The organism is Leuconostoc citreum (assembly GCF_007954785.1).
Taxonomy (GTDB): Bacteria; Bacillota; Bacilli; order Lactobacillales; family Lactobacillaceae; genus Leuconostoc; species Leuconostoc citreum.
On record NZ_CP042410.1, the window covers coordinates 1,482,501 to 1,504,655 of the forward strand.

Sequence of the window (22,155 nt, forward strand, 5' to 3'; positions counted from 1 at the left end):
ACTAACAATAAGGGTTGCGCTCGTTGCGGGACTTAACCCAACATCTCACGACACGAGCTGACGACGACCATGCACCACCTGTCACTTTGTCTCCGAAGAGAACACTTCTATCTCTAAAAGCTTCAAAGGATGTCAAGACCTGGTAAGGTTCTTCGCGTTGCTTCGAATTAAACCACATGCTCCACCGCTTGTGCGGGTCCCCGTCAATTCCTTTGAGTTTCAACCTTGCGGTCGTACTCCCCAGGCGGAATACTTAATGCGTTAGCTTCGGCACTAAGAGGCGGAAACCTCCTAACACCTAGTATTCATCGTTTACGGTGTGGACTACCAGGGTATCTAATCCTGTTTGCTACCCACACTTTCGAGCCTCAACGTCAGTTGTTGTCCAGTAAGCCGCCTTCGCCACTGGTGTTCTTCCATATATCTACGCATTCCACCGCTACACATGGAGTTCCACTTACCTCTACAACACTCAAGTTAACCAGTTTCCAATGCCATTCCGGAGTTGAGCTCCGGGCTTTCACATCAGACTTAATCAACCGTCTGCGCTCGCTTTACGCCCAATAAATCCGGATAACGCTCGGGACATACGTATTACCGCGGCTGCTGGCACGTATTTAGCCGTCCCTTTCTGGTATGGTACCGTCAAACTAAAATCATTCCCTATTTTAGCATTTCTTCCCATACAACAGTGCTTTACGACCCGAAAGCCTTCATCACACACGCGGCGTTGCTCCATCAGGCTTGCGCCCATTGTGGAAGATTCCCTACTGCAGCCTCCCGTAGGAGTTTGGGCCGTGTCTCAGTCCCAATGTGGCCGATCAGTCTCTCAACTCGGCTATGCATCATTGTCTTGGTAAGCCTTTACCCCACCAACTAACTAATGCACCGCGGATCCATCTCTAGGTGACGCCGTAGCGCCTTTTAACTTTATATCATGCGATACTAAGTTTTATTCGGTATTAGCATCTGTTTCCAAATGTTATCCCCAGCCTTGAGGCAGGTTATCCACGTGTTACTCACCCGTTCGCCACTCGCTTGAAAGGTGCAAGCACCTCTCGCTGCGCGTTCGACTTGCATGTATTAGGCACGCCGCCAGCGTTCATCCTGAGCCAGGATCAAACTCTCAATTTAAATGAATTTAAATTCATTGTTTGAAGATGTACTCTTCGATTAAACTGACTAATTGCTATATCTCTATAACGACTATCCGTTTATTGTTTGTTACGAATTGACTTCGCAAATTTGTTTTTGTTATTACTGCTAATAACTAGTCACAGATTCGTTTGTTCAAAGTTTTGTTCAGTTTTCAATGTGCTACTTGTTGTCGCTGAGACAACTATATTATCTTATCAGCTTTCGCTGCCGTTGTCAACACTTTATTTCGTCGCTTACTTTCGCTCGCATCGCTTTCGCTTTTTGACAACTTTATTACTATACTTTATTCTTCTCGCTTTGTCAACTACTTGCTCGCGTTCTTTTTCACTCGCTCACACCGTTGCTCTCTTTCGCTCTTAAGAACATATACTAATATACCAACCTTTTCCCCCCTCGTCAACTACTTCCTTTACTTTGTTTTTACTCTTCGTTTTATCTTCCTTATCCTCTTGATTTCCCCTTGCCTCGTTCGCTTTCTGCCTGTGAGGCATGTCTTTATTTTGATAATTTTCGTTTTTGTAGTTACTGTAATGTTAATCGTAAGTCTTCTGGTTGAATCCATCTTAGTTTAACAATGAAAATCCAGCGCAAAATGACAGCAATCGTAATTGGAAAAATGATAAAAGTCACTAAAATAGCAATTATAGCGCCCACTGTTTTATTTGATAGGTTATAGGCTGTTAATGGTCCAATGAGGCCAGAGAAACCAAAGCCAGCTGAAAATGCCGTCCCCTTAATATCAAACATTGTTGCTATTGCACCCATTATTGCTGCCCCGATTGTAGTTGGCAGAAAAAGTTTGGGCTTTGTTAACATATTAGCCATCTGTATTTTAGGCGACCCAATGAAATGCGCTAGTGTCCCACCTAATGGATTAACACTAGCACCCATTGCAGCTAACGTGAAACTTGCAACGACAATACCAGCATTTGCTGCACCCGATCCGACACCTGTTAATCCAATTGCAGTCGCAATACCGACTGAAGATAATGGTGAAACAATTAGAAAGGCGAATGCGGCGCCTAGCAAAGCGCCCATAATAATGGGTGTAAAGTCTGTTGCATAAGCAACGCCAGTGCCTATCCACACTTGAACTTGCCGCAAAGGTGATAACGTAAACAACCCAATGCCACCGGCTACTAAGACCAAAAAAAGTGGCTGGATGAGTATCTTAAGATGGCCAAAGGTAACTTGCGTTAATTGCGCCAGTCCAGTCGCCAAAATAGCCACTAGAATGATATTTAAAATAACGCCAGTACCACTAATCACCATACTTTTTTGTGATTGTATAACCACCCCAGAAGACACAAACATAGCCAGGGCAATCGCCCCTGAATCAATTGCCGACATTTTCCTAATTTGGCCAACTGCAAAACCTGAAACAATTGGTAACGCACTCTGTACCAGCGTTGTCATGAAACCAACTTTCAATGCCACAACACTAGTAGGGAACAGTAGCAAAAATTGACTCACTAGCGCACTAGGTATTAAGGTAATAACAATCCCTAAGCTCGTGCCATTTAAGACATCCACAATAAATTTTTTAACGCGTTTGCGATCACTTTGAGCCATACCCTATGTCCATTGTCCTTTTCATTCTAAAATTGTGTCGCCAGTGTAAAGCTACTGATTGCTTATATTTCGTTAACAGCCTGATGACCTGATATAATCGCTAAAACATCATCCAACGCCGTATTAACCATATTGTCTACTGCAATATTTGTAAAAAAAGCAATATGTGGTGTGAGTAACACGTTTGGCATCGCCATTAATTGTCTGATTTGTGAGTTATCAATGCCTTGTTGCCTTAAATCACGGTTAAAAACGAGTGACTCACCAGTTACAGTATCTAAGGCAGCCGCTGGTATTTTACCTGAAAGCAACGCCGCAATGAGGGCCTCTGTGTTAACCACATCCCCACGTGACATGTTCAAAAACAAGCTACCTATTTTCATTTGATTAAAATCAACCGCTTGGAGTAAACCAACCGTACTATCATTTAAATCAACATGCACACTAATGACATCACTTTGAGCCAATAATGTTGCTTTAGAAACGTATGTCAGATACTTTTTTAAACATTCTTGTGGCTTGACATCGTAGGCAATCACTTTAGCACCAAGTAAATGTAGGAGCTTAGCTAACGTCCCACCAATGCGTCCAGCACCTATAATACCCACAGTAATGGTGTGAATCTCTCTCGCCTGCAAACCAGCCCAGCGAAAATCATTCTGATTCATACGTTGTTCAAAGGCCCAAGTCCGTCGCAGTAATTGAAATATTTGTGTCAAGGCGAGCTCTGCAACTGATCTAGGTGAATATTTCGGCACGTTTGTAATTTTTAAACCAGCACGTTTAGCAAGTGTAACCGGAATCATATCAACACCGGCAGTACGAGTCGTTATTTGTTTTAAGCCTTGATGAACTAATGACTGGTAGAATGCTTCATCACCACCAATATTAGCAGTCTGCTGAACAATTAAGCCATTGTACTCTGATAAATTATCATGCTGTCCGGGATGAAATTCTTCGCGTACCATATCAATTTGTAGATTGTGCGCTTTAGCATAGGTTTTAATACTAGGTTCTTCATCAGATCGTACACTCGTCATCAAAATTTTTGTCATATATTCACCGTGCCATATAGGCTGATAAACGTGCCATAGCTTCTTTTAGTTGTGCCATTGATGCAGCATAACTGATACGAATATAGCCCTCACCACCAGGACCAAAAGCAGAACCAGGTACAACTGCCAACTTATCTTTCTGGGCTAAATCTCTGGCAAATGCAACATCGTCTTGCAGATAACCGGCTGGAATTTTAGCAAAGATATAGAATGCACCTGCTGGCTTTGGCACTACAAAACCTAGCGATATCATTGTTTGATAGACAAAATCTCGTCGTGCTTGGTAAGCTTTTTTCATATCTAATGTATCTTGGCGACCAGCTTCTGTACTTAAAGCTTCAGCCGCAGCAGCCATAGCAGAATTTGTTGCCGTTGTAATCGTGAACTGATGAATCAAGCCCAATTTTGCCACCAATTCAGCAGGTCCTGCCAAGAAACCAATACGATAACCGGTCATCGCATGAGATTTTGAGACACCATTGAGTAAAATTGTCTGTTCGGGAAGATATTGAGCCATTGATACATGCTTTTCATCATAGGTAAGTTCAGAGTATATTTCATCCGAAATAACCACAATGTTAGTGTCTCGTAAGACGTCAGCAAGTGCTTTGATTTCATCTGCAGTGTAGGTTACACCAGTTGGATTAGAAGGGAAATTCAATACAATTGCCTTGATTTTATCGCCATGTTCTGCAATGGCTGCTGTTAACATTTCTGGACTTAAAACAAAGTTATTCGTTGATGTATCAATAAACACAGGTTCACCACCACCGACAATGGTAACGGGTATATATAATGGAAAAATGGGTGTTGGTAATAGGACTTTATCACCCACGTTGAGTAGCGATGTTAACACGGTATATATCGCTTCAGTTGCACCGACAGTGACAATAATTTCATTTTCTGCATGATAATCGAGTTGATAACGGTCTGCCAAGAAATTGGCAGCGGCTTTTCTCAATGCGATTGTCCCATTAGATGCTGAATAATGTGAATCATTGGCTGTTATCGAATGAATGGCGGCGGCCTTAATATGCTCAGGCACATTAAAATCTGGCTCCCCTAAAGTTAATTTCAAAATATCAGGAATCGCACTGACTTCATTATCAAATGCTCGTATAGCACTTGGTTTTACTAAATCTAAACGGTTATTAAATGAGCTTAATAATGATGGCTTTGCTTTGGGCATATTTTTCTCCTAAATTCTGCTTCCTAAATCCTGCTAATGATTTCTAACAAAAACGCACACTCGGTCGATTCCGAATGTGCGTTTACACCAGCCAATAACTGTGTTTACTTTAGCATTCGAACCGTTGATTATCCGAATACCACAACAAAATGCTTTTGGTAAACGGCTACTACCCGAAATACCAAAAGTAAAATCGCATTTTAATTTGTGTTGCTTTATTTGTCATTTGTTAAAAAACCTTAATTTTATTATGAGATAATAATAATCTTTCTTAATCAAAATGTCAAGTTATAAAATACGTCAACTTTTTATTCTAATTGTTTTTTGGGCAAACGACGACCATGCATTATATCTGTCACAAGTAAATCTAGTCTTGTTTTTGTCTTTGACCAGTCATCGTTCACTAATTCATACGCTCTCCCCTTGAGATTCTGCGGCAACTTCATATCTCTCAAAAATTCAGGTGAGGCAACACGTTGTTTGACAGCATGTGGATCATCCCCTCGCACTTGCACGCGGTCGACCAAAACAGACGGACTAGTTACCGTCACAAAAATAATAATCGCCCGTGATCCCAATTCTTGTGCATAAGTAATTGCACCAGCTGTATCCAAGACAATGGTAATATATTGGCTTTTCTGCCATGCACGGTCTAGTCCTTCATACGACGAACCGTATTTAGCCCCTGCATAGGTCACACGTTCTAAATAATGATTATTCTCAAAAGAATCATCCGTTTCAAAGTAGTAGGCAATACCATTCACTTCACGTTCTCTTGGTCGACGTGTTGTATGTGTAATCACACGAGGCATACGATAATTTTCTTGTAAATAGCGGGCAATTGTGGTTTTGCCAACACCTGTCGCACCAGTGATGACAAATACTTTGTTATCTTTCATATAATCTTATTCCTTATCTTTTCTATTGTAACGTATCTGCAAGAGCAAAGTTAGACATTCGCCTATGAAATTGCTAAAATAATAGTTATGTTTAAATTAAAATAATATGGGAGAAACATCATGTCTATCTTTGCGAGAGCATTTAAACGAGAATCTATTGATAATTATATGCAAGCCGATTCTCATATGTCACGAATATTAACCACACGTGATCTCATAGGCCTTGGTGTTGGGACTGTGATTGGGACTGGAATATTTATTTTGCCCGGCCATGAAGCTGCTCAACATGCCGGCCCAGCGGTATCTATTGCTTTTCTTATTGCGGCTATATACTCTGGCTTATCTGGCATGTCATTTGCTGAATTTTCTTCAGCTATGCCAGTTGCTGGATCAGCCTACTCATATGGTAGCGTCATTTACGGTGAAATTATTGGCTGGTTACTTGGCTGGTCCTTAATATTAGAATACTTTTTAGCCGTCTCTGCCATTGCTACTGGTTTTTCAGCCTATCTCAATAACCTGCTCTTAACCTTTGGTGTTCATATGCCAAAGTCGTTACTGGCTGGCCCAATGGAAGGCGGCATCGTGAATTTATTTGCGGTTATGATCATTCTCCTTGTTACCGCGATTTTATCTCGTGGTCTTAACGCTTCAAAGAAGATTGAAAATGGCGCCGTCATTTTAAAAGTAGCCATCCTTGGTTTGTTTATTATTGGTGGTTCATTTTTCATTAAGCATACAAACTATGTCCCATTCTATCCGAAAGAATTTCACACTGGACCACTTGGTTTAAATGGTATTATGTCAGCAACTGCAAGTATCATTTTTGCTTTCCTTGGTTTCGACACAATTGCCGCACACGCTGCCGAAGTGAAAAACCCACAAAAAACAATGGTACGCGGCATTGTTGGCACAGTTTTAATTTCTGCTTTACTATATGTCCTATTTTCAATCGTGTTAACTGGTATTGTTAACTATAAGCAACTAGGTGTTGATGACCCTGCTGCTTTTGCTCTACAGGCTATTCATCAGACGCAATTTGCTGTTGTGATTACAGTTGGTGCTTTGGTTGGTATGTTTACGGCTATTCTCGCTTTGATATATGCTTCTTCCAGACTAACTTATTCCTTTGGTCGTGACGGCTTGCTCCCACGTTCACTTGGTAAAATTTCAAAAAGTTCAAGACTACCCGTTAACGCTTTGCTTGTGGCAGTTGTGATTGAGGCTATATTTGCTGGTCTAATTCCTTTAAATACCCTAGCGAGTCTGATTAATGCTGGTACATTACTGGCTTTCACATTCATTAACTTTGGCGTACTGATTCTACGCCGACGTCAAGATTTGGCTCATGACGGTTTTAAAGTACCTGGTTATCCTGTTATCCCATTCATCGCTGGGATAATTAGTCTATATCTCATTACTAAGTTACCAATCGATACTTTAGAACTATTTAGTATCTGGGTACTTATCGGCGTTGCATGGTACTTCATATATGGTATGCGCCATTCAAAACTATCATGAATGCATATTAAAAGGCCACCTGACTTAAATCGGGTGGCCTTTTAATATATATCAAACTCAGTTTATTTATAATAGTGGCGTTTTACGACGCATATAGGCATCTACTAACTTTTCGTAGACACCAGGTTCCACACTATCAAGTGCCGGTCCCAAAACATCCATCGCCTTATCAAAGTTATAATCACGCTCGTAAAACATGCGCGCCTGCTCACTCGCAGCTGCCACCCGCTCATTAGTAGCGCGATAACGATTAGCATATTGAAGTAACTGCTCAGTTAAATTAGCTTGATCAACAATTTTATCAGTTTTTTCTTTCAAGGTATCGATGTCTGCTGAAACAATATTAAGCTGTCTTTGAACTTCGTCCATGTTAACCAATGTCGCTTGTAGTGATTTGGCTAATCTCTCCAGCTCATTCGATACTGCAAAGAAATACTCCAAATAACTGGCAGGTAGTCCGGGTAAGTTCATACGTTCAACAGCATGCTTGATGTTTTCAATATCTTGTTGGTATTGTCCACCAAATTGTCTTGCAGAACGCTGCGCTTTTTCAAGTCCAGAAATTTTATCCCAAATCTCTATTTGTTGTGCCTCTATTTCAGAAACATGTGCCAGTAACTTTTCTTGCTTAGCCTGTAATTCACTAAAGGACATTTCTGAAGATTCGAGCAAATCATCATTATGGTTAACTTGTTCTTCAGCCGCATTAATTTGTTCTAAAAGCGTCCGGCGCATTTCAATTTCTCTATTGTTGAATTGGAAACTTTGGCCTAAGCGATCTAATTCAATCGCCAATGTACTATTTTGCTCACGTAACCGCAACAAATCTGATGATAGTTGGTCCGCGTGTTTAGTTACTTGCTGACGCGCCGTCATTTCAGTTTCCATCATATCGTAGAGTGTCTCAATTCGTCTTTCGATATAACCATTTTGTTCTGAAACTTCTTTTAACTTTAATTCACTGAGCAACTTTAATACTTGCTGACGTTGGTCATCAATAGCATTAAGCTCCTGATTAATTGTATCGTTTGGAAAAACGTAACCTTGCGCAACTAAATCAGAATGCCCCTGTGACAATTCATTGAGTTGCTCAACGTAGACCCTATCTACTTTATCAAACAGGTCTGGGATGTCTGCCATCATGTTTTCCATTTGTGTGGTTTCCATGGCTAGCTGTTCGTATATATCGGATGCTGTTACGTGATCCCCATCTTCAGTTAAACGTGTGAATTCATCATAGTCGGCTTCTAGTTGTGACAAAAACTTATCTAACCCTGCGTTTGCTGGCCCAAATTTGAAGTTTTCAGCTAATAATCGTTTGCGCAAGTCGTCATATTTTTTCTTTAAATCATTGATTGCTTCACGATGCGCTTCATTAATTTTTTTGAGCTCGGTTAACCCTTTTCGGACATCACTGATTGTTTGTTCCGTTTCGTTGACCATCGCCTCCAAACGTGCCAATTCATGACGCGTTTTAATAAAATTAATACCCCGTGCTTCAAATAATACTAAATTAGCCTGTTGATCAATTTTTAAGAACTTATTGTTTTTAACGTCGTTAAACTGTCTTTCAAGATTCTGATACTCTTTTAAGGACTGTCCAGTTAATGATAACTTCCGCCCTTCAACTAACTCCTCGCGTACCTTCAAAGACGCTAGCTGTTCTTTTCTGAGCTTGAAAACATTGACTTTTTTAATTGTAGTTCGTTGCATCGCAAAAATTGCTATGTAAGCAATAATAACGATACCTAAAATAATAGCTAATATAGTTAAATTCATGTGTTTTTATCCCATTTTTATTGATAACCCAATTCTAACACGCTGTGCCTTGGTTATACAGTAACAGACTGTCTTTTTTGCCAAATCTCAACTCGTTTACACTTTTCTTAATAACTTGCTATGCTGTCTAGTTTCTGTTATTATTAAAAGAAGTTGTTAATTGAGTAGCAGTAAGTAAAGAAGCGCGTCAACAACGCCCCAAATCGTTAGTAAGGCCATAGCTACTGGTTCTGAGAAACGTCAAGTTAGGCGCTGCACGCATCTGGTACTTACCCTCAAATGTACGACAAAATACATTTTGGAGGACATATACATGTCACGTTATACAGGTCCAAAGTGGCGCATTTCACGTCGCTTGGGTGTTTCATTGTCAGGTACTGGTAAAGAATTGTCACGTCGCGCATACGCGCCTGGCGATCACGGTGCCGGACGCCGCGCTAAGATTTCTGAATATGGTATGCAGTTGCGCGAAAAGCAAAAGTTGCGTTTTACTTACGGTTTGACAGAACGTCAATTCCACGCTTTGTTTAACAAGGCGGGTAAGATTCGTAAAGGTACTCACGGTACTAACTTTATGATCTTGTTGGAGCAACGTTTGGATTCACTTGTTTATCGACTTGGTTTTGCAACAACACGTCAACAAGCACGTCAGTTGGTTAACCATGGTCACATCATGGTCGATGGTAAGCGTGTTGATATTCCATCATACAACGTTACCCCTGGTCAAGTTGTTTCAGTACGCGATAAGTCAAAAAACATTGTACCTATCCAAGCTGCTGTTGAATCAGTTGTTGCACGTCCACAATTCGTATCATTTGATGCTGAAAAGCTTGAAGGATCACTCGTTCGCTTACCTGAACGTGAAGAATTAGATGCCGACCTTAACGAAGCTTTGATCGTCGAATACTACAACCGTTTGGGTTAATATACTTAATCTGATTCTGGTTGAAACGTCACCTTTGGGTGGCGTTTTTTGTTTGTCATGTTATTTAATCATAACGTATAATAGAAGTACTACAACGTATCGGAGAATAAAAATCTATGGATATCAATGAACGCCTGCAACAAGAACAATTAGGTGGTCAGCCTAAAATCAACCCCGACGAACAACGTCGATACTTGGGTACTTTTCGTGAACGTGTCATTGCAGCAATAAAAGTATCTCAGCTAACCGATAAAACTATCCAGTCTCAATTTGAAAAGATATTAACCAAACATTCAACCGGAAAAGTCTTAATTGACCAAACCCTCACCACTGATAATTTTCCAACATTTGTCAGTTTAGCAACCAAAACACATCATCCATTTACTGTGTTATCTGATGTTACTGTTAAAAATCAAGTAACCGACCCGATTGCCGTTTTACTGGCAGCGGATACAGCTGTCAACGTCAATACTATTTATCTAGACTAGTTCACTAAAGAAAGGCATTTGAGAAACTATCTTGAAGCATGTCAATCATAGACTTCAACTTGTTTACTCAATATGAAAAATGACTATGCAGCAACCACTTGCTTATCGTATGCGCCCAAATAAAATTGAAGACATTGTTGGCCAACAGCATCTTGTTGGCTCTGGTAAAATCATTTGGCGTATGGTGGCTGCTAAACGCTTAAGTTCAATGATTTTATACGGCCCCCCAGGAACAGGAAAAACATCAATTGCTTCAGCAATCGCCGGTTCATCTAAATATGCTTTTCGTGTGCTAAATGCCGCAACAGATAGTCAAAAAGACTTACAGATTGTTGCTGAAGAGGCTAAAATGTCTGGTACTGTTGTCTTGTTACTAGATGAAATTCATCGTTTAAACAAAGTAAAACAAGATTTTTTATTACCACATCTGGAATCAGGCGCCATTATTTTAATTGGTGCAACTACTGAAAATCCTTATATCAACGTCACGCCAGCAATACGCTCACGAACACAAATTTTCCAAGTGACGCCTTTAACTGAAGATGACATTAAAAGTGCAGTCCATCGTGCATTAAAAGATGACACACATGGTTTAGGCAAATATAAAGTGACGCTAACAGATGACGCAATGAATCATTTGGCACAAGCAACAAATGGTGATTTGCGTAGTGCACTCAATGGTTTAGAATTGGCTGTTTTATCCACACCAACAGCAAAAGATAAGACAATTCACATTACGTTACCAGTCATTGAAGAAACTGTTCAGCGAAAGGCGATGTTTGCTGATAAAGATGGTGATGCGCATTATGACGTGATATCTGCTTTGCAAAAATCAATTCGGGGATCTGATACAGATGCTGCATTGCACTACGCTGCACGTATCATAGAGTCTGGTGATTTACCTATCTTAACTCGGCGATTAACTGTTATCGCTTATGAAGATATTGGTTTGGCCAACCCCACTGCTGTGCAACATGCTGTCACAGCTATCCAATCTGCTCAATCACTTGGCTTGCCAGAAGCACGCATTCCCTTAGCCAATGCCATTATAGAATTAGCGTTATCACCTAAATCCAACGCTGCTTATTTAGCCATTGATAAGGCACTTAGCGACATCCAATCCGGTAAAACAGGTGATGTGCCAGATCATCTTAGGGATTCACATTACAAAGGTGCCGCTGAACTCGGTCATGGCAAAGGTTATATCTATCCTCATGATTTTGACAATGATTGGGTTCCACAACAATATTTACCAGAAAAAATTAGCCAGACACAGTATTTTAGTCCTAAAGGTAATTCAAAAATTGAAAAAGCGTTCAGCGACGTTTATCAAACATTAAAAAAATCTCAGCGTGACGGATTAGACTCCTGACACACTGCTGCTTTTCATTTTGTCAAGACTAGTGATACCCGAATTTTTGCGTTATAATATATTATGAATTACTCAGATATACGCATTGCTACATTATCAGCTTTTTCCTTACAACCTTTATATTTCGGTTGGGAATTCTTGACTTAGAAGATCTGCCTTCTCATTTGGTAATCTGACAATCTTGATGAACCATCCACCTCGATAAATTCGAGGAAAATCTGCGTAGCGATTAACGGTATCAAGAGTATTCCGGGTTTAACCCGTGCGTTCACATCATGTGAGCGCTTTTTTTGAAAGAATGATTGCAAAAATTGAAAAAGACTATTATTTTTTCAATGTAAGCGTTATACTTAGTGTATAAACAGACTTAAGGAGAACGATCATGACAGCAAACTACAACAAGATTTTAGTACCAATGGATGGTTCAAAAGAATCAGAAGCTGCACTTGTACGTGCCATTGAGTTAGCCAACGACGCCGGTGAAAGCGGTGTTTTGTCAATCTTAAATGTCATTGATACACGCGCATTTCAAAATGTGGCTAGCTTTGATGATACTATGGTTGAAGCTGTATCAGATGAAACACGTAAGAGTCTTGAAAAGTACAAGCAGCAAGCGCTTGATGCGGGTGTCAAGAATGTGGACTATCTCATTGAGTATGGCTCACCTAAAACACTAATCGCTAAAGAAGTCCCAAATGAAGTTAGTGCTGATATCATCGTTATCGGTGCAACTGGTTTGAACGCTGTTGAGCGTCTTGTTATTGGATCAGTAACAGAATTTGTCACGCGTACAGCAAAAGTTGACGTACTAGTCGTACGTGGTTAATTTTGATTAATTAAGCTCTAAAAAAAAGGTCTCACACAATGTGAGACCTTTTTTTAGAACTTAATTGTATCCAACTGAGCTAAACGTGCTTCTGCTTTTTGGCAATTTGACAAATAGGCAGCAACATGAGCATAATGAATCTGTTTTTGTGCAGCTTCGTGATTACCACGCTTTTCTTCAACTTGTGCTAATAATTCACTCAAGTCAGGCACCCAGAATAGATCAACCCGCTTACGTAAAATTTCTAACCCCTCAGTCAACAAATCAGCTGCCTTATCCAATTCATTCTGTGCAATCAAAAATTCAGCATAATATTGCCGGCCTTGTAATGCACCATGGAATTCCATATCACCCGCAGTCAACAAATTAGGTTCTAGTTCAAATGCGTACTCAAATTTTTCCTTCGCTGCTTCAATATCACCTTGCAAGTAATAGTTGGTGCCCATTTGACGGTAAGCATAGAATGTATAAAAATCACCTAATGATGGTGTTCTGGTATCAACTGCCAGGTCAGCATAGTGTACGACTTCAGCAAAGTCTTTTTTATTGTGACAAGCATCTGCAGCTTTTAAAATATAATAAGCTTGTAGCGTTGGTGCATTTTGACTTAAAGCTTTTTCAAACTCAGCAAACTCGGACAAGGCATCATGTTTCATTTCTAACACAACTTTGCCAAGTAATTCTTTGGCTTTTTGTGTTAAAAAGTCACCCGAAACAAATTCAGAAATATCTAAATTTAAACGATCGAGTATCGCCAATAAAACATCAGCGTTTGGTACACGATTTTGATTTTCAACAAGAGAAATGGTGGCTTGTGTTGTAATGCCTTCTGCTAACTCTACTTGCGATAAATGCATTTTCTTTCGCGCCGCGCGAATTGCCTTACCATCAAAACTATCGTTTCTATTGTTTTTTACCATTAGTTAAACTTCCCTATTTTTTCTTCACCTAGACTAACAAATTCATAACTTAATTGTGCATTCTTTTCAAATTCAGCAAAGCCATAATCAATCAATTTATCGACTAACTCAACATTATCTATATCTGAATAATCCCACAGGCGCTTAAATAGTGACATGTTTGTAAAACCAGGTAAGGTGTTTGGTTCGCCAAGATATGGTACATTATTCTCATCTAATAAGAAGTCCATACGTGCTTCACCTCTTAAATCGAGTACTTTATAAGCTTTTAAAGCCATATCTTTTACTTCAGCAGTAACAGCATCTGGCAGATTAGCTGGAATTTCAAACTGCACACTTGAATTATCAACGAATTTATTATTGTAATCGTACCATGCATCGCCATCGCCTTGATTTGGTACATGATGGGCACCTATTTCAGACACAATAGGGGCTTCGTTCCCAATCACACCAACTTCAAGTTCACGTGGCCCCTTGACAGCCGCTTCAATCAATACTTTATAATCGTACTGGAATGAGTCCGTTAATGCAGCCTCAAACTCATCTGCCGTTTTAGCACGTGATACGCCAACGGATGAGCCTTGATTAGCCGCTTTAACAAAGACAACGTCACCAAGGTCTTTCACAACTTGCGCCCAAGTTAATGTTTTTGCTGTCTTTTCATCAACCACAATGTATTTTGTATTGCGAATATTATTAACAGTTAATAATTCTTTGGTTAATACTTTATCAAAACTAACGGCATGACCGCGCAAAGGTGCCCCAACATATGGCTTGTTGAGCAACTTGAACAACCCTTGTAATGTGCCATCTTCGCCTAAGTTACCATGAACAACAGGGAAGAAAATATCAAAATCACCAGCCGCACGCAAAGCATTGATACGGCTTAATGGGTCTTGCTGATCAACTGTCGTCATATAGTCTGCAACAATTGGCCTTTCATCTTCCAAAGCCAAAATGCGCTTTGATCTTTCTGGATCAAGCACATAACCATTTTGGGCAATAGCAAAAACCGTTATACGATATTTGCCTGTCGCTAAAATAGCATCATAAAAGTTTTGTGCTGAACGTTTAGAAACATCGTGTTCTGAAGAATTTCCACCGAATATTAAAGCAACATGTTTTTTTGTCATTTTCTTTCACTCCAAATTTTATTATATCAAAACAAAGTAATATTAATCAAGAAATACCCTATTATGTCAGAAAGTCTCGTGTCTCGGAAACATAGTTAAATATTTTTTCAGGCACATTATCCTTGCCTCGTAAAATAATGGCATTAAAGAAGCGCGCGCGATTGTACATTTGATGCCACCGACCCTCATTTTGTGGTGGCTGACGGGTAACCAGATCTTTGCGCCATAATTTAAGTGTTAATAAAATATAATCATGGTACAAAGGGTGCGCATTAGCGCTATACATGGTCACTTCAACCAGTCTCTCTGTTTCACCCATATTGAGAGGCTGCTGCAATTCACGATAACCAGCCAGCATACTTGCTAGTAAAAATAGCTTGTCTGCTCGCAGTAACTGTGGCATCATGAGTATCTCAGCAACTGCATTGCCTATGTGAGTAAAGGCGTGTGCCCAACCATTCGTGCCAATAAAGCCACGCGTATCACGTTCTATTGCAACGTACAAAGCAATTTGGTTAATGACAATTGCCAACTGCTGTGGCGCCATAAAAGCTGACTTGGTTCTTTGTGTAAAAAGTAATAATGACAACACTAAGATACTAAAAGAGCGTTGATAAATTGCCGCATTATTTGGTTCGAAAATGTGTGAAAATAGCACATCATCACTAATCAAGTACGATGTCAGCCACCGCATTTGCTCATCAGATAATAAGTCATTTTGTATCACATCACTTAGAAAAAAGAACGCACCAGTATCACGATACTTTGGCAATGGATTCGCTAATTGTGCTGCTGCTAAATGCAAATCTGCATCTGAAACCATATCTAAACCATCACCACTTCTGTGATTATCTAAGCGTTGACTGTAGGCTTTCATTTTTGCCAATGCATCGTCACCATTTTCTGGTAACTGAACTGGCGTTTTTGGCTGAACTTTAACTTGAGTTAAAGTGTCGCTAAGCACCTCGCCGATTGACTGAAATATATCACCTACACGTGTCTTTTGCTGTATGGCTATAAATTGTGTGCGTAAATTTTCTAATTTATCCATTAAACTGAAAAACCTGTCGATTCCGTAAAGGTTGTGTTTTGCTGTTGGTAACCAATGGTTAAAATCAGCCCGACACCAATCATATTACCCAAAAGAGAAGAACCACCTTGTGAAATAAATGGTAGTGGAATACCCGTTAACGGTAACAAACCAATACTCATACCGATGTTTTCAAAAACGTGAAAGACAACCATCATGACAACGCCTGTTGCAATATAGGCATAAAACGCATTTTGTGCCCTAAATGTTGCTCTAATTAACCGATAGATTAAGGCAAAGTATAATACAATTAACAACGTGCCACCAACGAAACCAAAACTTTCACCAATAACCGAAAATATCATATCGGACTCTCTGACTGGCACATAAACTTTGAGATGGCCAAAACCCTGCCCCGTTAACTGTCCCGAACCAATTGCTTTCAAGCTTTGATATGTTTGATAACCCTTTGAAGAAGTGTCTTGATCGGGATGCAACCATGTCTGAATACGATCAAATTGGTATAACTTGAAGCCAAGGGCATCCAAAATAACTTTTCCTGTGGGTGAAAGAACGAGTGCCAAAAGTGTCGCGCCTATCGTCGATGCTAACGCTATTACAGGAGCTAAAATCCGCCAAGTTACGCCCGAAACTAAAGCAACACCACCTAAAATAGCAATAAAAACTAGTAACGTTCCCAAATCAGGCTGTAATAAAATAAGCACAGCGATTGGTAGAAAACATAACGCCATCTTACCTAACAAGATTGCATCAGATTTAACATTATGGTGTTCATACAGGCGATTATGTTGTACCACAACACGACTAAGCATTAAAATGAAAGCAGGTTTAACCACTTCAGTCGGCTGAAAAGACACAGGGCCAAAGACAAACCATGATTTGGCACCTGTAGAAGCTGCCATTGAACGATCATAGAAAATAAGCACAGCAATTAATAGAAATATACCCAGACCATAAGCGATTGGTGCTAATCGCCATAACTGTGATGCATCAAATCGCAACAAAAAAGCGATAATAATCGCACCAATAATCCAGAAGGCGCCTTGTACAATTGTGGTACGCAGTGCTAACTGCATTGTGCCATACTGTGCGTGTAACGACGCTTGGAAAATTGAACTCAAACCAATAATCATGAGTAGCAGTAACGATAAAATAATACCCCAATCAAGTTCTGAACCTGACGTTCGGTTACTGATTTGGCGTGATGGTATATTTTGCATATTGATGTCCCCTCACCTATGTACAAGCCCTTATCACAAAAGATGATAAGGGCTTTTTTAACTATTTTACTGATAGAGATTAAAACTGGATAAAACAGCTTGTATTGCTTCATCTTGTGTTTTTGCTTGATTAATAACAGCTTGCTTACCAAAATAACCTGAGAAGCCACGGTCACTTGCTATAACATACCCAATTTGTTTATTGTCAATCAATACTTGTGTCTGACCATCGTTATCGATTAGCTCAACATTAAAATTTTGATTTTTTTTTCGCATTTTATAATCCCTTATGGCTTGATTTCATATGTTCTAATAATGCCCCGGCACCCTTAGCAACATTATCAAGTGGTGAATCAGAGACAACGACAGGCACCTCTAGCGCATCAGAAAGCAATTGATCCATGCCGTGCAAAAGTGCGCCACCACCAGTTAACATGATACCGCGATCAATAATGTCAGCTGCTAATTCAGGTGGCAACTTTGCTAAGACAGAGTGTGCAGCACGGACAATTTGTTGTAGCGTATCGTGTAATGCCTCTTCGACTTCGTTTGAGTTAATCGTAATAGTTTTTGGCATACCTTCAAAATTATCACGACCGCGGACTTCCATTGTCAAAGGTTCATCGACAGGCAACGCTGAACCAATCTGAATTTTAATAGTTTCAGCCGTACGCTCTCCGACAATTAAATTGTGACGGCGCTTTAAGTAACCAACAATATCAAAATTCATCTTGTCACCGGCAATACGAATTGACTCAGACACAACAATATCGCCAAGTGAGAGGACGGCGATATCTGATGTACCACCACCCATATCAATTACCATCGATCCGATTGGTTTGAAAATATCTAATCCTGCACCGACAGCCGCAACCTTTGGTTCGTATTCTAAGTAGACTTTAGCGCCCCCAGCTTTTTCAGCAGCTTGAATAATTGCTTTTCGTTCGATTTCAGTAATATTTGTTGGTGCGCAAATCATAATGTTAGGCTTAGACATGAAGCCCTTAACATTTAATTTGTCAACGAAGTAGGTTAGCATTGCTTCAGTAACATCAAAATCAGAAATCACACCGTCTTTCAAAGGACGCACGGCGCGTATGTTGCCCGGTGTACGCCCAACCATTCGATAAGCTTCCGAGCCAACGGCCAACACACGATCTGTTTTATCATCTACTGCAACAACAGAAGGTTCATTCAAAACGATGCCCTTACCTTCTACATAAATGAGAACATTGGCTGTTCCCAAGTCAATGCCAATATCTTTTGCCATGTTTATTCTCCAGCATTTTTATTTTTATAAAGGGGCACAAATGTACCAAATTATCTACATAATCTAGTCAATTATACCATAATTTGTTCCCTTTTTTGTTATTTTCCCAATAGTGAACTTGGCAAAGCAACAACCCAATTTGTCATAGCAATAAAGAAACTAGCTACCAAATAACCAATAGCAATTGACAATAAAACCTTTAAAAAAGTCGCTTGTTTTGGTGTGTAGGGCATGAATTTAGCAAAGTTAATCGGCCGAATCGTCCAAAAAACAAAATACGTCGCTAGTAAGTTGATACATAACATAAATAAAGGTCCCATTTTGTCCTCCTGATTGGCAGATACCTTATCGACTGATTTATTCGTGGTTCCATTATAGCAGTCGTATGACTGAAATTCTAATACAACATCGCTTGACAAAATAAAGCAATAAAAAAACCAGTCATATACTGGCTTTAAGACATTAGCGATGTTGTTTTAAATCAACCGCCTCTAATTTAATCATTTTTGTTTTATATCTTATTTTGTAACCAAAGTACAAAATGACAAATAGCGGTACAGAGAGATAAGTAACAGCTATTTTTTCCCAATTCAAATGCGTAAAACTACCTGGATCTTGACCGATAATCACCCCGATTGAAATCACAAGCGCAAATAGTGGGCCAAACGGGAACCACTTCGCTTTATATTTCAAAGCTTTTAAATCTTTTCCTTGGGCCACATAAGCCCTACGGAAACGATAATGTGAAATGGCGATGCCAACCCAAGCAATGAAGCCAGTTAACCCAGAAGCATTTACCAACCATGTGTAGGCAACAGAACCACCTTTTGTATTTGAAATAAACGCTAATAATCCGATAACTGTCGTCAATAGCAAGGCAAACACCGGTACACCACGTGTCGAAACTTTGGCAAAAATCTTAGGTGCCTCCCCCTTACGTGCCATAGCGTACAACATTCGTGTTGAGGCATATGAGCCCGAGTTAGCTGAAGAGACAATCGATGTCAAAATAACCGCATTCATTAAACTAGCGGCAAAGGCAATTCCGGCATTTTTAAAGACAATCGTGAAAGGCGACACAGCCACATTTTCCGTTGATGAGCTGAGTAAGCGCGGATCTTGATAATAAACTAATGCTGAAATAACAAAAATTGCTAAAATATAAAATAGCAAAATACGCCAAAATACTTGATTAATCGCCTTGGGAACTGACTTATCAGGATCTTGTGCCTCACCAGCCGTAATCCCGATTAACTCCGTACCTTGAAAGGAAAAACCTGCCACTACAAACACTGATAATACAGCCTGTGGTCCGCCAACAAAACCATGGTTACCAACAGAAAGATTTTTCATCACATTAACATCTGAGTGAATCACACCAAAAATAGTTGCTACACCAACAATCAGAAAGGCAATAATTGTAATCACCTTAATCATTGATAACCAAAACTCAGCTTCACCAAAAGCACCCACAGAGAATAAATTGATTAAAAAGATAAGAATTAATGCGACTGCAGAAAATATCCATGCCGGTGTATGCGGAAACCAAAATTTCGATACTAGACCAACCGCCACAATATCAACTGCTAGCGTAATCGCCCAGTTGAACCAATAATTCCATCCCATAGCAAATCCCAATGCTGGATCAACGTATTTTCCTGCGTAATCTGAAAATGACCCTGATGTAGGTGAATATGTTGCCATTTCTCCCAAACTTGTCATTAAAAAATAAACCATTACACCAATTGCTAGATAAGCAACAATCGCACCGAATGGCCCAGCCTGTGCCACGGTTGCCCCAGAAGCAACGAACAACCCTGTCCCTATTGAACCACCTAACGCAATCATTGACACATGACGCGTCTTCAGATTACGTTTAATTTCACCATTATGTTCTGCCATAAAAATCTCCCTGTCGGGGCAAATAAAAAGCCCCTTTCTTATATAGAAAGAGGTTTAAAAAGTCATTGTATCGTAACTTTTCAAAGCACACCACATTACTGTGACAGTCTAACAAGTATTAGTTGTTAGCCCAATATCATTCTGCCTTAAATGATATTTCGGCAACCGCCCCTTTGACGCAAAGTCACAGTTCTTGGCGAACTCATTTGCGCTAATCATGTTGGTTGCAACCTCTTTGATAACTTGAATATCATATCATCTTTAGATTTGTGTGTCAATTTTCAACACAGAACGCCAATGCTGGGCTCGTTTACGATATTGTTGTTCACTCAATTGCCACCAAAAATAACCAAAGAATAAAGCACCCATACCACTTGACAGTGGCATGTCAGCAAACTTCATACGTGCTAACAAGATCAGTAACCAGATCACAACAGTAACTGTTGTGATAATGACACGTGTTCTTTGGTGTTGGCACACTCTGGGTAAAATGATAGCCACAATCACAGCCAAAAATTGTAGCCACCAAACAAGTAATAAATCCGGCATCATCGGCCCAATTTTTAAACCATTTGACCAATAGACTTGGAGTATAAGTGATAATACGCCTGTTAATAGCAACACAGCAAACTGTGTGATGAGAAACCACCACATCGCAATTTGATAGTTAATAGCCTTGAAAAATAACGCTAACCCTATGCTCAATAGGACAATGACCCAATAATGGGCAAAAAGGCCACCCAAAGCTACCCAAATTGCCAAGGCATGTGGTAACAAATTTTGTATCACTAATGTGCCACCATTATCTAATACGTGGACGAACAACATGTCAAAGCGGACTTGTATAGCTAACACTAAGAACAACACACTAAAAACAACAATCAATAATTTTCTTAATCTGTCTGGCTGGATTAACATTTCATTAACTCTCTTGTTTATTTATCACAGTAATTGTACCATTATATACAATGTACACAATAAAAAATAATTAAGTGACGGTATCATAAAGGTGTCTTTATCTATAGCGATTATCATCATGTTATCTGTTGGCGTTTTTGCCGGAATTTTGGGTGCCTTACTCGGACTAGGCGGTGGGATTGTTGTCACACCAATTTTAGTCATTGGTTTTAATCTACCCATTCATTATGCAATCGGTGCTAGTATTGTCGCAGTCATTGCAACCTCTTCTGGCGCATCTATTGCTTATTTAAAGGATGATTTACTCAATATCCGCACAGCCATGTTTCTGGAAATATTTACAACTGTCGGCGCCTTGCTGGGTGCTATTTTTGCCGGCTTTTTTGCGCCAATTTGGTTGAATTTTTTCTTTGGTATCCTACTAATGTATCAGGCTTTTCGTATGTGGCGCAAATTATATGGCAAGCAAGTATCTGAGACGGTGGCTAAGCCAAACCAACTGGCACACAAGTTACAACTCAATGCTTCTTATTATGATAAAGCGCTCGGCAAGCAAATTGATTATCATGTTGAAAATGTTTTTTTGGGGTCACTGATTATGTTGTGGGCCGGCCTAGCGTCTGGCTTGTTAGGCATTGGTTCTGGTATGTTTAAAGTTTTTGCCATGGATTCTGTCATGAAAATGCCACTCAAGCCTTCCAGTGCGACTTCTAATTTAATGATGGGTGTCACTGCCTCTGCTAGTGCCTTGGTTTACTTTTTCAACGGTACTATCCGAGCTGATATTGCTGTCCCAATAGCACTAGGCATTATTGTTGGCGCAACCATTGGCGCAAGAATGATGCCCCATGTCTCCACACGACACTTACGCCAATTGTTTATTCCGGTTGTTGGTTTAGCTGGTATCCAGTTATTATTAAAGGCCTGTAACATAACATTGTATTAAGGAGTACAGCA

The 22,155-nt window shown here is 39.9% G+C and carries 20 protein-coding genes, 1 rRNA gene and 1 riboswitch (1 of these 22 cut by a window edge); of the genes, 6 read left to right on the forward strand and 15 right to left on the reverse strand.

Features of this window, described 5'->3' with window-relative positions; translation table 11 throughout:
* The 5 genes from FGL72_RS07365 to FGL72_RS07385 form a co-directional block, all read right to left on the reverse strand.
* Positions 1 to 1,134 (reverse strand): 16S ribosomal RNA (locus tag FGL72_RS07365) (it extends 416 nt beyond the left edge of the window).
* A gap of 546 nt (positions 1,135 to 1,680) precedes the next feature.
* Complete coding sequence (locus tag FGL72_RS07370) at positions 1,681 to 2,730, reverse strand: PTS sugar transporter subunit IIC (protein ID WP_004905848.1); 1,050 nt, start codon at positions 2,728 to 2,730, stop codon at positions 1,681 to 1,683.
* A gap of 62 nt (positions 2,731 to 2,792) precedes the next feature.
* Entirely contained in the window at positions 2,793 to 3,785 is a 993-nt protein-coding gene (locus FGL72_RS07375; protein ID WP_085699309.1) for a D-2-hydroxyacid dehydrogenase, read from the reverse strand.
* 4 nt (positions 3,786 to 3,789) lie between these two features.
* Positions 3,790 to 4,974 (reverse strand): aminotransferase class I/II-fold pyridoxal phosphate-dependent enzyme, encoded by a 1,185-nt coding sequence (locus FGL72_RS07380; protein WP_004905851.1) that lies wholly within the window; start codon positions 4,972 to 4,974, stop codon positions 3,790 to 3,792.
* Positions 4,975 to 5,282: 308 nt separating this feature from the next.
* A complete protein-coding gene (locus tag FGL72_RS07385; RefSeq protein ID WP_004903765.1) occupies positions 5,283 to 5,873 on the reverse strand; it encodes a nucleoside/nucleotide kinase family protein in 591 nt (196 codons plus the stop codon).
* Positions 5,874 to 5,993: 120 nt separating this feature from the next.
* On the opposite strand from FGL72_RS07385, the gene FGL72_RS07390 reads away from it, so the two are divergent.
* Positions 5,994 to 7,394 (forward strand): APC family permease, encoded by a 1,401-nt coding sequence (locus FGL72_RS07390; protein ID WP_085699311.1) that lies wholly within the window; start codon positions 5,994 to 5,996, stop codon positions 7,392 to 7,394.
* 66 nt (positions 7,395 to 7,460) lie between these two features.
* Here the strand turns inward: FGL72_RS07390 and ezrA are convergent, their stop codons facing one another.
* Positions 7,461 to 9,173 carry a septation ring formation regulator EzrA gene (ezrA, locus tag FGL72_RS07395; RefSeq protein ID WP_146992882.1) on the reverse strand — a complete coding sequence of 571 codons (1,713 nt, stop codon included), beginning with the start codon at positions 9,171 to 9,173 and terminating at the stop codon, positions 7,461 to 7,463.
* 313 nt (positions 9,174 to 9,486) lie between these two features.
* Between ezrA and rpsD the strand changes: the two genes are divergently transcribed.
* The 4 genes from rpsD (at position 9,487) to FGL72_RS07420 (ending at position 12,784) form a co-directional block, all read left to right on the forward strand.
* A complete protein-coding gene (gene rpsD / locus FGL72_RS07400) occupies positions 9,487 to 10,098 on the forward strand; it encodes a 30S ribosomal protein S4 (RefSeq protein WP_004903771.1) in 612 nt (203 codons plus the stop codon).
* Between the two features lie 116 nt (positions 10,099 to 10,214).
* Positions 10,215 to 10,586, forward strand: a complete 372-nt coding sequence (locus FGL72_RS07405) for a DUF1694 domain-containing protein (protein WP_085699315.1) — start codon at positions 10,215 to 10,217, stop codon at positions 10,584 to 10,586.
* Positions 10,587 to 10,671: 85 nt separating this feature from the next.
* A complete protein-coding gene (locus FGL72_RS07410) occupies positions 10,672 to 11,958 on the forward strand; it encodes a replication-associated recombination protein A (RefSeq protein WP_004909224.1) in 1,287 nt (428 codons plus the stop codon).
* 382 nt (positions 11,959 to 12,340) lie between these two features.
* Positions 12,341 to 12,784 (forward strand): universal stress protein, encoded by a 444-nt coding sequence (locus FGL72_RS07420; RefSeq protein WP_004903778.1) that lies wholly within the window; start codon positions 12,341 to 12,343, stop codon positions 12,782 to 12,784.
* 53 nt (positions 12,785 to 12,837) lie between these two features.
* On the opposite strand, the gene FGL72_RS07425 is transcribed toward FGL72_RS07420, so the two are convergent.
* The 9 genes from FGL72_RS07425 to FGL72_RS07465 form a co-directional block, all read right to left on the reverse strand.
* A complete protein-coding gene (locus FGL72_RS07425) occupies positions 12,838 to 13,704 on the reverse strand; it encodes a helix-turn-helix domain-containing protein (protein ID WP_004899498.1) in 867 nt (288 codons plus the stop codon).
* Positions 13,704 to 14,837 (reverse strand): D-alanine--D-alanine ligase family protein, encoded by a 1,134-nt coding sequence (locus tag FGL72_RS07430; RefSeq protein ID WP_085699317.1) that lies wholly within the window; start codon positions 14,835 to 14,837, stop codon positions 13,704 to 13,706. The genes FGL72_RS07425 and FGL72_RS07430 overlap by 1 nt, the downstream gene beginning before the upstream one ends.
* Before the next feature lie 61 nt (positions 14,838 to 14,898).
* Positions 14,899 to 15,888: a DUF2785 domain-containing protein gene (locus tag FGL72_RS07435; RefSeq protein ID WP_085699319.1), complete on the reverse strand. Its 990-nt coding sequence runs from the start codon at positions 15,886 to 15,888 to the stop codon at positions 14,899 to 14,901.
* Entirely contained in the window at positions 15,888 to 17,108 is a 1,221-nt protein-coding gene (locus tag FGL72_RS07440; protein ID WP_085699321.1) for an FtsW/RodA/SpoVE family cell cycle protein, read from the reverse strand. Before FGL72_RS07440 ends, FGL72_RS07435 begins: the two co-directional genes overlap by 1 nt.
* 66 nt (positions 17,109 to 17,174) lie before the next feature.
* Complete coding sequence (locus FGL72_RS07445) at positions 17,175 to 17,384, reverse strand: DUF2969 family protein (RefSeq protein ID WP_004899504.1); 210 nt, start codon at positions 17,382 to 17,384, stop codon at positions 17,175 to 17,177.
* 1 nt (position 17,385) lies between these two features.
* The gene (gene mreB, locus FGL72_RS07450) at positions 17,386 to 18,378 is read right to left on the reverse strand and encodes a rod shape-determining protein (RefSeq protein WP_004899505.1); all 993 of its coding nucleotides are present in this window, start codon (positions 18,376 to 18,378) and stop codon (positions 17,386 to 17,388) included.
* Between the two features lie 98 nt (positions 18,379 to 18,476).
* The gene (locus tag FGL72_RS07455; protein WP_004899507.1) at positions 18,477 to 18,698 is read right to left on the reverse strand and encodes a DUF1146 family protein; all 222 of its coding nucleotides are present in this window, start codon (positions 18,696 to 18,698) and stop codon (positions 18,477 to 18,479) included.
* Between the two features lie 142 nt (positions 18,699 to 18,840).
* Positions 18,841 to 20,280, reverse strand: a complete 1,440-nt coding sequence (locus FGL72_RS07460; protein WP_085699323.1) for an amino acid permease — start codon at positions 20,278 to 20,280, stop codon at positions 18,841 to 18,843.
* Between the two features lie 75 nt (positions 20,281 to 20,355).
* Positions 20,356 to 20,524: riboswitch (Lysine riboswitch) on the reverse strand.
* A 17-nt stretch (positions 20,525 to 20,541) separates the two neighbouring features.
* A complete protein-coding gene (locus tag FGL72_RS07465; protein ID WP_085699325.1) occupies positions 20,542 to 21,198 on the reverse strand; it encodes a phospholipid phosphatase in 657 nt (218 codons plus the stop codon).
* 118 nt (positions 21,199 to 21,316) lie between these two features.
* Between FGL72_RS07465 and FGL72_RS07470 the strand changes: the two genes are divergently transcribed.
* The gene (locus FGL72_RS07470; protein ID WP_371862928.1) at positions 21,317 to 22,144 is read left to right on the forward strand and encodes a sulfite exporter TauE/SafE family protein; all 828 of its coding nucleotides are present in this window, start codon (positions 21,317 to 21,319) and stop codon (positions 22,142 to 22,144) included.
* The last annotated feature ends 11 nt before the right edge of the window (positions 22,145 to 22,155 follow it).

What these genes read in the sequence shown, in the direction of transcription:
- FGL72_RS07385 (WP_004903765.1), bottom strand. Translation starts at nt 5,873, where the DNA reads ATGAAAGATAACAAAGTATTTGTCATCACTGGTGCGACAGGTGTTGGC.
- FGL72_RS07420 (WP_004903778.1), top strand. Translation starts at nt 12,341, where the DNA reads ATGACAGCAAACTACAACAAGATTTTAGTACCAATGGATGGTTCAAAA.
- FGL72_RS07425 (WP_004899498.1), bottom strand. Translation starts at nt 13,704, where the DNA reads ATGGTAAAAAACAATAGAAACGATAGTTTTGATGGTAAGGCAATTCGC.
- FGL72_RS07405 (WP_085699315.1), top strand. Translation starts at nt 10,215, where the DNA reads ATGGATATCAATGAACGCCTGCAACAAGAACAATTAGGTGGTCAGCCT.
- FGL72_RS07380 (WP_004905851.1), bottom strand. Translation starts at nt 4,974, where the DNA reads ATGCCCAAAGCAAAGCCATCATTATTAAGCTCATTTAATAACCGTTTA.
- FGL72_RS07370 (WP_004905848.1), bottom strand. Translation starts at nt 2,730, where the DNA reads ATGGCTCAAAGTGATCGCAAACGCGTTAAAAAATTTATTGTGGATGTC.
- FGL72_RS07470 (WP_371862928.1), top strand. Translation starts at nt 21,317, where the DNA reads ATGTTATCTGTTGGCGTTTTTGCCGGAATTTTGGGTGCCTTACTCGGA.
- mreB (WP_004899505.1), bottom strand. Translation starts at nt 18,378, where the DNA reads ATGGCAAAAGATATTGGCATTGACTTGGGAACAGCCAATGTTCTCATT.
- FGL72_RS07410 (WP_004909224.1), top strand. Translation starts at nt 10,672, where the DNA reads ATGCAGCAACCACTTGCTTATCGTATGCGCCCAAATAAAATTGAAGAC.
- FGL72_RS07375 (WP_085699309.1), bottom strand. Translation starts at nt 3,785, where the DNA reads ATGACAAAAATTTTGATGACGAGTGTACGATCTGATGAAGAACCTAGT.
- FGL72_RS07430 (WP_085699317.1), bottom strand. Translation starts at nt 14,837, where the DNA reads ATGACAAAAAAACATGTTGCTTTAATATTCGGTGGAAATTCTTCAGAA.
- ezrA (WP_146992882.1), bottom strand. Translation starts at nt 9,173, where the DNA reads ATGAATTTAACTATATTAGCTATTATTTTAGGTATCGTTATTATTGCT.
- FGL72_RS07465 (WP_085699325.1), bottom strand. Translation starts at nt 21,198, where the DNA reads ATGTTAATCCAGCCAGACAGATTAAGAAAATTATTGATTGTTGTTTTT.
- FGL72_RS07440 (WP_085699321.1), bottom strand. Translation starts at nt 17,108, where the DNA reads ATGCAAAATATACCATCACGCCAAATCAGTAACCGAACGTCAGGTTCA.
- FGL72_RS07460 (WP_085699323.1), bottom strand. Translation starts at nt 20,280, where the DNA reads ATGGCAGAACATAATGGTGAAATTAAACGTAATCTGAAGACGCGTCAT.
- FGL72_RS07390 (WP_085699311.1), top strand. Translation starts at nt 5,994, where the DNA reads ATGTCTATCTTTGCGAGAGCATTTAAACGAGAATCTATTGATAATTAT.
- FGL72_RS07445 (WP_004899504.1), bottom strand. Translation starts at nt 17,384, where the DNA reads ATGCGAAAAAAAAATCAAAATTTTAATGTTGAGCTAATCGATAACGAT.
- FGL72_RS07455 (WP_004899507.1), bottom strand. Translation starts at nt 18,698, where the DNA reads ATGGGACCTTTATTTATGTTATGTATCAACTTACTAGCGACGTATTTT.
- FGL72_RS07435 (WP_085699319.1), bottom strand. Translation starts at nt 15,888, where the DNA reads ATGGATAAATTAGAAAATTTACGCACACAATTTATAGCCATACAGCAA.
- rpsD (WP_004903771.1), top strand. Translation starts at nt 9,487, where the DNA reads ATGTCACGTTATACAGGTCCAAAGTGGCGCATTTCACGTCGCTTGGGT.